Raw genomic sequence first — 8737 nt, 5'->3', positions numbered from 1 at the left:
AGCGAGACCATCAGACAGAAGCCCAGCCCAGCAGTCCCCTGCCCCTTGAAAGCCCGTTGCCGCCCAACCCGCTGACACCACCCCACCCACTCACACGACCGGCCTCGGGGGGCGACCGCCGGGCGCAGCGCGGCGGTCTGCGGCCGACGGCCCCCAAAGCAGGCCTCTCGCCCCGTGCCGGGCCCGGCCGGGGGGCGAAGGTGCAAGAGCTGTCACGGCCCCGCGCCGCGCGAAGGGCCCGGGGCGCAGCGGTCGGCGGATCCTGGATGCGGCCGCGGGGTTTGGGGGCCCTGGCGGGCCCTTGAGGCCATGCCCGGGCGCTGCACCGCCGGGTGCAACTGGGTGCCGGCCTGGCGGCCGCACCGGTGGGTGGCAGGACCGCGGGACCGGACAGCGAACGATGATCGCAGGATCCGCCAGGTGCCTGGGGCGGCGAGCAAAATGGGCAGCGAGCGCGCCGTCGCCGGCCTGGCGGGCGGCGGCCACGCTCGTCGTCACCCTAAAACCCGCCACCGACACAGGCCCCGGTGGGTTCGGCGCGTGACAGCCACTGATGACCGATACTTCCCCACCGCACTCGCGGTGCCGTTCAACTACAACAGCGGCGAGGGCATCGAGTTCGGCCGAGAATCCCCCGAGCGACTGATGCCGGTATCTAAATACTAGAACGCTGAGCAAAATCCCTAGGGGAAAGCTCCACACCCACTTCGGCAAACCCAGTTGTAGTTCCACGCAATACCGAACGGCCGCAGTCGTTGTGAACGAGGACCGAGCTACCGCCTGCCACCACATAGTACGTGTGATAGGCGGCACCTTCAGACTGAGTTTTCACGGGTGGGAGGCAACCTACGGGTCCGCTGCGGTGAGTTGAAGTGCGCTGATATCCGGCTCTGCTGCCGTCAGTGTCATAAGCTCAGCCCCGCCCGCCAATCAGATAGCGGGTGGGGCTGAGCAGAATCTCTACGCTTTCAGCACTAGGACGAGAACGGCCGAGGGTTACGTCACAGTTCTCGCAATCTGATAGTTACCACCTCCGCTAGTTCCGGCTTGTCAAGCCCGACAGAAATCTCCACCCGGTCGGCGCTGACCGGCAGCTGCAAGTAGGACGTGTCACCAACGATGTCCGCGATCTCAATAATTCCGGTCGGACATGCAATGATTCCAGAAAACGCGACTGAATCCTCTTCCAAAGTCGCGTCCTTACCGATTCGAACCCGCACCTGCCCGAAATCTCCATGGAGAACCGTAACAGTCACGCACGTTTCATTGGCCGAGACAGGTCGACTATCCGGATCTGCGTCCGGGATGTCTCCATCGCCACCCACTGCCTCGATCTTAAGAATTCCCCAGGGCACGTTCGCCAGAAATTCGTCCATCTACCTTTAATCCTTTCCGAAGATTGGGCCACGGCGCGAGTCAGAGACTCTCTCCCACTCTTACTATATGGACGCAAGCCTCCCCAGAACCTAGAAGTCCGTGTATGGATTGATCTTATCGCGCTTCATTTGCGCTGCCGCCCTCCCTTGCTTCCCACTGCATTCCATACACTGAGGGAACAGCTGTTGCTCAACGCTGGGGTCTACAAATGTCGAGACCGGCTGATGGTCCTTGACCCATGTTCCTGCTGGGTACCCGGACGTCTTCGTCCCACAGGAATGACACCCGTAGGTATTTCCATTCACGTTTGTCTGGTCGATTTCAGCCTGCGTCCAGGAGCGGCCCTGACTGCGCGCTGGAATCGTCCCTCCGGCATGCTCCCCGGGATAGAAGAGCTTGCACGCATCTCCGTAGCCACCCTTCTTTCCGCCGATGTTGTGCACGAGGACCGGCGTGGCGCCTGCCAGCACATAGTACGCGTGGAGGTCGGCGATGGTGAGGTCGTAGGCGGCCTTCGGGGCGCTCTCGTAGTTCCTGATTATCAGGATGGTGAGCATTCTGCCGTCGGCTGTGCGGACCTCGTCGCCCGGGCGCAGCTCCGAGGCGTCGATCCAATGGTGGGTGGTTTCGTTCCAGAATGGGTGGTGCTGAGTACTGGTGAGAGTCTGTGTCTTTTCCTGATCGCGGCCGGAGTCGTTGGTCTGCAGGGTCAGGTCGGTGAACTGTTTGTCGTCCGGGGTTCGGATCGTACGGATAACAGGCTTCGGCTCGGTGATGCCGGTTGCTGGGTCTGTTGCCTTGACCTGGTCGCCGACTTGGAGGTCCTCGATGGCTCGGGTTGTGCCGTCTGCCAGAAGGACTTGGGTGCCGGGCAGGAAGCTGTGGGCAGGGTCAGCAAGGCTGGCGATCCTGCAGGATGCGCCTGCGACGTTCTCGGCTGCTTCTTCGGCCTTCTCCGTTTCGTTGGCGGCCTTGATCGCCTTGCCCAGGATCTTCCCGCCCGTGGCGGCGAGGCGTTCTCCGGGAAGGAGGCCGGCCAGGTTTTGGGCGGCGCTCATGTAGTTGCCGTCGCGGATGTCCTTGGCGGCGTCGACAGCGGCGCCTGCGGGGGTGAAGTCCGCGGCGAACTTGAGCCCCTCCTTGAGGCGTTGCCATTTGCTCTTGTAGCCCCTTGTGATCAGGGACCAGTCGTTGCCGGCGTGGTACTTGTACTTTGAGTCGTTGTTGTACCAGTAGTCGACGTTCCAGCCGCCCGTGCTGTTGGGGTGCCAGTCCTCGTGGATGACGTCGTGCTGGGGGCTTTCACAGGTGCCGAATCCGCCGCAGATGCCGTCGGGGTGAAGCCCGCTGGGGTCGGAGAGGTTGACGGGGTTGTTGTTGCTGTAGGCGTAGCCGTTCCACTGCTGGGGGTCGGCCTGGTCGAGGATGGGGTCGGGGTTGATGAAGCGTCCGCGGGCGGGGTCGTATTGGCGGGCGCCGAGGTTGGTGAGTCCGGTGGTGTCGTCCTTGCTGCCGCCGACGAAGCCCTTGGTTCCGGCCCACTGGCTGGCGGTGGGCTGGGTGCCGCGGGGGTTGCCGAATGGGTCGGTGGGGCGTCGGGTGACGGTTTGGGCGGTGTTGCTGGTGATCTGGACGCTGTTGGTGCCGTGGGGGTCGGCTGCCTGGATGAGGACGGTGCCTCCGCCGACGGCGGCGGTGACGCGGGTGTAGGTCAGGCCGCCGGGGCCTGCGATGGAGCGGACGTTGCTCATGGAGCCGCTGGCCGTGTCGAGGGTGAGCTCGTCGGTGGGCAGGTTGAGCGTGGTCTTGCCGGGGTTGCGGCGGATGAGCTGGTTGCCGTCGGCGTCGTAGAGGTAGGTGGTGGCGCCGGCCTGGCCGGTTGTGGTGAGGGAGTCGAGCTTGTCCTCGCCGTTCCAGGTCAGGGTGGTGGTGCCGCCGGTGTCGGTGATGGCGGTGGTGTTGCCCTTGGCGTCGTATTGGTAGCTGGTCGCCTTGGTGCCTGCCGGTCCGCTGGTGGTGGAGGTGAGCAGGGCGTGGGGTCCGCCGGTTCCGCCGCCGGTGTTGGGGGCGCTGGTGGGGGTGTTGGTGGTCTGGGCGGCTCCGAAGGTCTGGGTGGTGGTGTCGTTGAGGCTGTTGCCGGTGATGTCGTGCTGAACGAGCCCGGTGCGGTTGCCGGTCGCGTCGTAGGTGTAGGTGTTCCAGTAGGGCGCCGGGCCGCCGACGGTGCGGCCGCCGGGGCTGACGGTCGCCGGTGCGTCCTGGTTGATGCAGGCGCCGATGCCGGGGACGGTGGTGGAGCTGCCGGTGCCGTGGACGGTTCCGGAGGTGTCGGTCCAGTCCGCGGTGGTGGTGGTGCCGCCGGTGTCGGTCCAGGCGCCGGTGAGCCGGTTCAGGTGGTCATAGGTGAAGCACTGGGTGTCGGTGGTGGCGGCGTCCTGGAGGTCGGTGACCGAGGTGATGCGGCCCGACGGGGTGTAGGTGTAGGAGGTTTGGTCGATGGAGGTGGTGCCGGTCTGGCGGTCAAGGAAGGAGTTGATGATCCTTCCGGTGCCCCAGTCGTACTGCTGGGTGGAGACGACCTGCTTGCCGTAGTCGCCGGCGGTCGTGCGCACGGGGCGTGCGAGGGCGTCGTAGGCGACCTGGGCGATGACGGCCTTGCCGCGGCTGGCGGAGGACGTCAGCAGTCCGGTGATGGTGCGGCCGTAGCTGACGGTCTCGGCCGGCAGTCCGCCGGCGGCCGGGATGTCGAGCTTCTTCAGGGACCCGATGACCGGGCTGTAGGTGTTGGCCGTGGTGTAGGTGCCGGCGAGTGCTCCCTCGGCGGACGGGATGGTGATGGAGGTGCCCAGCGGGCGGTAGGCGGTGTCGTAGCCGGTGACGGCGTTCGTGTACGCCGCGCCGGTCGCTCCGCCCACGTAGCGGGTCGAGGACGTGGCCTGGCCCTTGACGAGGGTGTCGTAGCTCCAGGAGGCCAGCTGGTTGGCGGGGGCGACGCTTCCGGTGAAGGAGCCGGTCTTGCGGCCCAGCGAGTCGTAGGTGTAGGCGAGCGTGTTGTTCTTGGCGTCGACGGTGTGGTCGACGCGTGAGTTGGCGTCGTAGAACGTGCGGGTGGTGCCGGTGTCGGGGTCGGCCGCCGAGGTCTGGCGTCCGCGTAGGTCGTAGGTGTAGCTCCAGGTGTTGCCGCTGCTGTCGGTCCGTGAGGAGGCCTGGCCCGCCGTGGTGAAGCCGTAGGTGGTGAGGTCCGCGTCTGTGGGGTTGCCGGTCGCGGTCGGCGTCCGGTACTGCCATAGGGCGGTGGTGCGTCCGCGGGCGTCGGTGACGGCCGAGGTCGGCACGGCACCGGCGGGCGGGGTGACGTCGGTGCGGTCGGCGCCGGGGTAGGCGGTGGTGGTGGCCCACTGGAGGTTGCCGTTGGAGCGGAACTCCGAGCGCACGACGCGGCCGTTGCCGTCGTAGGTGTTCCAGGTCTGGCCGGGGACCTGCCCGTCGGCTACCGGCAGGAAGATGGACGGGGTGGGGTGGGAGCCCTGTTCGTAGTACGGAGCGGAGGTCTTGATCACCCAGCCGTGACTGTCGTAGACGGTGTCGGTGATCAGGCGCCCGATGGGCTTGGCGTCACTGGTGGCCTGGGTCTGGCGGGGCCGTCCGAGGCCGTCGTAGATCTCGATGCTCGCCGAGTAGGAGAGCGCGTCGTCGTTGATCGACTCGGTCGTGATCGCGGAGGGTGCCGTGGTGCCGTTGAGCGCGTAGGTGAACTTGCGGCTCGGGAATTCCGTGGTCGGCCGGTCGGGCGCCCAGACCGCGGTGACACGGCCGAGGGCGTCGTACTGGCTGGTGGTGACGCGGTCGTTGATGTCCCTGCTGGTCAGTGGCGAGCCGCGGGCCGGGTCCTGGGTAACGGTGGTGGTCCATCCCGCTCCCATCGGTCCGGTGGTGCGGATCTCGGTCGGCAGCCGGCCGGAGGCCGGGGTGAGAGCGATGGCGGTGACGGCCGGAGTGACGGACGGTCCGGTGACCTGCGCGCCGCCGCGGTCGTAGGTCGACCCGTCGGTCGTCGCCATCGTCATGTTGCGGCCGTACACATCGAACGTTGCGCTGCCGTCGTTGACGTAGACGGGGTTGCCGGCCTCATCGAAGTGGTCCAGGACCTGGCTGCCGGTCGGGTCCCCGACCGCACCGGCCTTGGTGAAGGCCTTGCCGTCGTAGAACATCCGCTTGCCGGACAGCGTGTTCGTTGCGGTCGCCGTGCCCGAGCACGGCCCCTGGAAGGTGACCGCTTCGGACACCAGCATCAACTGCTGGGAGTTGTCACTGCTCGCGTAACCGGTCGTGGTGCAGATCTCTGGCGTCGCGGCGCTGCCGTCACCCTTGTCGTCGACCTTGACGACGCGGTTGCCGTTGGCCGGCTCGGTGGTGGTGACAACCGTGGTCGTACGCCAGCTTCCGTCCGCGAGAAGGGACTTGGCGATCGAGGTGCTCTCGGAGTCCGACAGCCAGGCGTAGAGCTTGGGCGCGCCCGCGCTCTGGGCGTGGGTCGCGGACGTCTGCTGCTCGTTGTGGGTGGCGCCGGTCACGCTGGTGACCGTGCCTCCGGCCTTGTCGAAGACCTCGGTGGCGACGACAGCTCCGGCCAGCTGGGCGCTGTCGGTGACCGTGCCTCCCAGGGGGCTCGGAACCTGGACGGTGCGCTGGGTGCCGTTGGCGAGGTAGTCGCCGTTCATGCCCCGCAGGTAGGTGACCCTCTGCTGGGTCTTGGGGGCCTCGGAGGCGTCGCCGCTCCCGGTGGCGGTGATCACCGACTGGTAGCCGCGGAACTGGTCCCAGGTGCGGGTCTTCGGGTCGGTGAACTCGGCGTCGTTGCGGTGCCAGGCGGCGGCGCCCTCGTACGTGTACTCGGTGGTCTTGCTGACCCCCGGCGTGCTGACGAGGTCCTGCTGCGTGACGACCTTGACGAGGGGCTTGTCGAACCAGTCGTTGACCGGGTCCGGCGAGGACTGGCCGGGCAGGTACCACTTGACGGGTATGCAGGCCATCGTGTTGCCGTCCTCGGAGGACGGCATCCGGTTGTTGACCCGCGAGCACTCGGGGTCCCTGTAGATGACGTTGATCCGGCCGCCGGTCTCGGTGGTGACCCCCGTGAGGCGCGGGCGCATGAACATCGGCGAGGCCGGGACCAGACCGTCGACGCGGTTGGCACGCATCAAGTACTGGAACTGGACCGCGGGCAGGTCCTTGATCTCCGCCTGGCCGTTGCTCGGCACCCGCTGGACGGAGTCGAGCTGCAGGAGGCGCTTGGTGCCGTCACCGGGGTCGGCGAGCTGCTGGTTGAGGTTCCAGGTGTCGACGGTGCGATAGGCGGAGTCGACCATCACCTGCGTGGTGATCGCGGTCAGGCGCTTGGTCGTGAAGAAGGTGGGCGCCGAGACCGTGCAGGAGCTGTCGGTGCAGATCTGGTCGATCGGCGTGTCCGGCCAGGCATCCGCGTTGGCGGCCGTGCGCTGGTCCTCCGCGCAGGTGATCGACCCGCTGGGTATGCAGCGCTCCGCGACGGAGAAGGTGACCTTCGACGCCGGGCTCGCCCCGCCCTTGGCCGCCTGCTGCTCGTCCAGGCGCTGGCCGTAGGCGATCTCCTTGAGGTAGCCGGCCCGCTGGTAGTCGGTGAGCACCCCGGCGCCGCCGGTCTGGACACGGCCGCGCTTGTACTTGTTGCCCTCGGTGGCGTACTTGTACGTGGTCAGGTTGCCGTGCGGGTCGACGACGTAGTCGAGCTGCCAGCGCCATCCCATCTGGCACCACGAGTTGTTGCCGCTGCTCGCGCTGTAGCACGGGTCGCCGCTGTTCGGCGAGTACACCGGCACGGTCAGCACCGAGTTCGCGGCCGGGTCGCTCCCGTCGCCGCCGGGCAGGTGGTTGAGGCCGAAGTAGTACTGGACTCCGTCCGGCGTGGTGACCCGCCAGTACTCCATGCCCTGGTAGTCGACGTCACCGGCGGCCTTCGGAGCACCGGTGAGCTGCTCGACCTTGGTGCCGTCGTCGACCGCGAGATGCCAGCTGCCGTTCGTGTCGTCGCGCACGATCGCGCCGGAGCGGCCGCCCAGGGAGAGCGAGGCGTTCTGTCCGCCCCAGCACTGGTCGGGCGAGCCCGTGATCCCGGCCTTGTCGCAGCCGCGGTAGGACCGCTCGATGAAGCCGGGCTCGTAGCCCCAGCCGTCACCGACCCACGAGGGCTGGGCGTTCGAGGCGGACGTCTTGCCGTCCACGTCCGCCGAGTTGTAGCCCAGCGCCACGGTGGGGGCGGCCCCGCCGATCGCCGGCGGAAGCTGAATCGGGTAGCTGTACGCGAAGCTGCCCGTGTTCGAGCCCGCCGTCCAGTCCGACGACGACGAGAGCGACGTCGCGGTGTAGTTCCCCATGGCCCCCGACGGCGACGATGCCACAGCGAGAACCACCGGGCTCCCGCCGGTCCCCGTACTGTCGGCGGCCGGCGTCACCGCAGCGTCCTGACGCGTGGTGTACGACGCCTTCACCGCACCGGTACGCGTGCTGTCGGATGCCGCAGCGGGTGCCGCGGGCGGGAGAGCGACATCCGCGGTGACGGTGCCGGTGCCGTCGGTCTTCGCCGTCACCGGCGTCTGGGTCCGGCACTCGGAGCGTTCCGGTGTCGTCAGCGAGCATGCCGGCAGCGCGACGAGCTGCGCGCGGTCCGACCAGCCGTCGGCCTGTAGGGCCTTCAGGTCGAGGGTGACGCGGGCCTCGCGGCCGTTGCCACCGGTCTGTGCCTGGGCGTCCTTGAGTGAGATCAGGGGCCCGCTGACGCCTGCGGCCTTGCCCTTGTCCTGCCCGGCGACCTCGACAGTGACGGTGTGGGCGCTCTCGCCGGTACCGGTGCCGGGCGCGACCCGGACCGCCAGGTTTCCTGCCTTGGCCCCGGTCTGGCCACCAGAGGCGGGCGATGCCCCGCCGGTGGCCTTGCGGGCGGCTTCGGCCTCCGCGCTGTCGGCCCCGACGACGACCGTCGCCGTGCCGGTGACGACGGGCGCCGCGACCTGCGGCTTCCAGTCAGCGGCCTTGCCGGCCGGCTTCGCGCCCGGGGATTTGGCATCGTGTCCCTTGACCGAGACGCCCGTGCTTCCCAAGGGGGTGTTGGGGGGCGTCCAGACTTCACCCTCGGGAGCGGGGTAGGTCCATGCCACCGCCGGCGGCACGCTCACCCCGGTCAGTGCCAGCGCGACCGCGGCTGCCACCACTGGTGACCGCCACCGCCCGCTTAGGGCGTCCGCCAGTAGGTGCCGAGCTAATCGGTAGTAGCAGGGCAGGCACGGTTCGCCCGATCATGGAGTTCTCTACGCTTCATGATCAC

General features: G+C 67.8%; 2 protein-coding genes. Both read right to left on the bottom strand.

Features of this window, described 5'->3' with window-relative positions:
• Positions 1 to 1001 precede the first annotated feature (1001 nt).
• Positions 1002 to 1376, bottom strand: coding sequence for a hypothetical protein (locus ACZ52J_RS42450; RefSeq protein WP_465626775.1), 375 nt, complete (start codon positions 1374 to 1376; stop codon positions 1002 to 1004).
• A gap of 90 nt (positions 1377 to 1466) precedes the next feature.
• Complete coding sequence (locus ACZ52J_RS42445; RefSeq protein WP_465626774.1) at positions 1467 to 8621, bottom strand: RHS repeat-associated core domain-containing protein; 7155 nt, start codon at positions 8619 to 8621, stop codon at positions 1467 to 1469.
• Positions 8622 to 8737: the final 116 nt, after the last annotated feature.

The sequence above is a fragment of the Kitasatospora sp. NPDC034035 genome (assembly GCF_055575755.1).
The sequence above is the reverse complement of the archived record's forward strand: the minus strand, read 5'-3'. Positions and strand labels throughout refer to the sequence as shown.